Source organism: Frankia sp. CcMO1 (genome assembly GCF_977945845.1).
This window is the reverse complement of record NZ_CDWTMG010000085.1, coordinates 1-2,722: the sequence shown is the minus strand read 5'-3', so window position 1 is coordinate 2,722 and position 2,722 is coordinate 1. Positions and strand designations below refer to the sequence as shown.

Genomic DNA, 2,722 nt, shown 5'->3' with positions numbered 1-2,722 from the left:
AAAACAGGCTCTGACGCTTGCCGGGTGGGTTGCCGGCGGCGGCATCGGAACGAAGTGGGAACGGGGAACTCGCCCGCGGGCAACCGCCGCCGGGCAAAGCCGCGGCACCCGGACACGGGGGCCACTGACCACGTGGGAGTACTGGATGCGCAGGATCGTGGCACTGGTTCTTGTGGCATTGGGCGTCGCGCTGGTCGCGCTGGCCATCGCCTTGCCCACGTACGTGTACCCGAGGGTGGCCAAGGCGCCCGTCGACCCCAACACCAAGATGGAGGCGCGGGGTGAGGGGGTGACAGTCCTCCTTCCGCGCAGTGTGGAGGAGGGTGGCACCCAAATCTACAGCAACCAGACGATCCATCAGGTCCGGCAGGTGAACGGCGAGATCCGCGAGGGATCAGCCGAGGCGACGGGGGAGGAGCGGTTCTACCGGAACGCCGTCATGGTCGAGGTCGAGGGCAAGGGCCTGCTGGAGGCGTACGTCGAAGGTGGATCGTTCAACCAGAAGACCGGCCTGGCGACGAACTGCTGCGGTGACTACCGGACCGAGGACCCCACGGACGACATCGGCCAGCCGATCGAGCACCGCGGCGTGCTCTACAAGTTCCCGTTCAACACCGAGCGCCGGGACTACCCGTTCTGGGACGAGACGATCAAGTCGGCCACGACCGCTCGGTTCGACGGCACCGAGCGGATCGAGGGGCTGCAGACCTACCGGTTCGTCCAGGTCGTCCCGGACACGGTGGTCAGCCAGGAGCAGGTACCGGGCGAGCTGATCGGCGTCCCGAACGAGCCGTCGGTGAACGCTGACCGGATCTACTCCACCCGGCGGACCGTCTGGATCGAGCCCTACACCGGCGCGATCATCAAGGGGGCCGAGCAGGTGAACCAGCGGCTGGTCGCGAACGGCAAGGAAGCCCCGATCTTCAACGGGTTCATGGAGTACACGCCGGACACGGTCAAGCGGAACGTGGACGAGTACAAGTCCGCCTCCTTCGGCCTGCGGTTCGCCTCGCGGCTCGGCCCGATCGGTGGCTGGGTCCTCGGGCCGATCCTGCTCCTGATCGGCGGCACCCTGGTCGTGACCGATCGCCGCCGTGACGAGGACGAGTGGGAGGACGAGCCCGCGCGCGTCCGCGCCGGCGTCTGAGTTAGCCCACACCTTCCGCCGACTGAGTCGTGTCCGGACCCCTTTTCGGGGTCCGGACACGACTCAGTCGTTTGTCTGCGGGTGTCGGTGGGTCACGAAGATCGCCGTTCCCGGGATGAGGCGACCCCGCATCGGGCTCCAGCCGCCCCAGGCCCGCTCCAGGCCATCCGGCCACTCCGGCTCGACGACGTCGTCGATCACGAAGCCGGACGCGACCAGGTCGCGCACCCGGTCACCCAGGGTCTGGTGGTGCTCGGCGTAGTGCACGCGGCCGCCGCCGGTCTCGACGTACGGCGTCCGGTCGAAGTACGAGAACGCCGCGGTGAGGCCCGCGACTCCGGGGTCGTCGGGGAAGACCCACCGGAACGGGTGCGTCACCGAGAACACCCAGCGGCCGCCCGGGCGAAGCACCCGGGCCACCTCTGCGAAGACCCGGCGGGGGTCCGCGACGAACGGCACGGCGCCGTAGGCGCTGAAGGCGATGTCGAAGGACGCCGCCGCGAAGGGCAGGGCCCGGGCGTCGCACTGTAAGAGTGCCGGTGCCGGTGCCGGTGCCGCGGGCCGGGCGCCGTCGCGGGCGTGCCGGAGCATCCCGCCGGAAAGGTCGCTCGCCACCACCCTCCCGCCGTGCCCGGCGACCCATCGGCCGCACTGAGCAGCGCCCGAGCCGATCTCCAGAACGTCCCGCCCGGACACGTCGCCCAGCAGGCCGGCGGCCGACTCGTCGAGCCCTTCCGGACCCCAGCGCAGGCGGCCGGCCAGATCGTCGCCGTGCTCCTTGAGATAGTCGTCCGCTTCGGCGTCCCACCAGGCACGATTCGCGCGGACGCTCTCCTCGGCGCCCACCGGTTCGAAACCCGCGACGGGCGGTTCGGTGTCCATGTCGGCTATGCTCCCGTGCCGGGCCGAACGACCAGAGGACGGGTCGCCGACTGGCGCTCAGATTGGCGCCGGGTTGGCTTTGACCCGTGATCGGGCGAGCGGCTAGGGTTACTAGGGCGCACGCGGTGTGCGCGGACTGTGTTTGTCCTTGATCCGACTGGCAGCACCCTGCGGGGGGACGCCACCGACTCGGGGCCGCCGGGCTGTGCATTCCGCAGCGTCTTCACTTGTCCGCATCGACCACAGTCCAAACCCCGGAGTTCCCCCTTCATGACCACCAGCACTGCCGAGCAGGCGCGCACCCCACAGGTCGCCGTCAACGACATCGGCAGCGAAGAAGAGTTTCTCGCTGCGATTGACGAGACCATCAAGTACTTCAATGACGGCGACATCGTCTCCGGCACGATCGTCAAGGTCGATCGCGACGAGGTGCTGCTGGACATCGGTTACAAGACCGAGGGTGTCATCCCCTCCCGTGAGCTCTCGATCAAGCACGACGTCGACCCCGCCGAGGTGGTCAGCGTCGGCGACGAGATCGAGGCCCTCGTCCTTCAGAAGGAGGACAAGGAAGGCCGCCTGATCCTCTCCAAGAAGCGCGCTCAGTACGAGCGGGCCTGGGGGACGATCGAGAAGGTCAAGGAGGAGGACGGCATCGTCACCGGTACGGTGATCGAGGTCGTGAAGGGCGGGCTG

3 protein-coding genes are annotated in these 2,722 nt (G+C 68.6%); 2 read left to right on the top strand and 1 reads right to left on the bottom strand.

The genetic code is table 11. The annotated features are described in order from the left end of the window. Positions 1-1,147: cell envelope lipid trafficking protein PgfA (pgfA, locus tag AC08OU_RS12375; RefSeq protein WP_476604915.1), on the top strand; the 1,147-nt coding region annotated here is incomplete at its 5' end. Positions 1,148-1,210: 63 nt separating this feature from the next. On the opposite strand, the gene AC08OU_RS12370 is transcribed toward pgfA, so the two are convergent. Beyond that, a complete protein-coding gene (locus tag AC08OU_RS12370) occupies positions 1,211-2,029 on the bottom strand; it encodes a class I SAM-dependent methyltransferase (protein ID WP_476604914.1) in 819 nt (272 codons plus the stop codon). A gap of 270 nt (positions 2,030-2,299) precedes the next feature. Here AC08OU_RS12370 and AC08OU_RS12365 point away from each other — a divergent pair. Further along, on the top strand, positions 2,300-2,722 hold a 423-nt coding region (locus AC08OU_RS12365; RefSeq protein WP_476604913.1), incomplete at its 3' end, for a S1 RNA-binding domain-containing protein.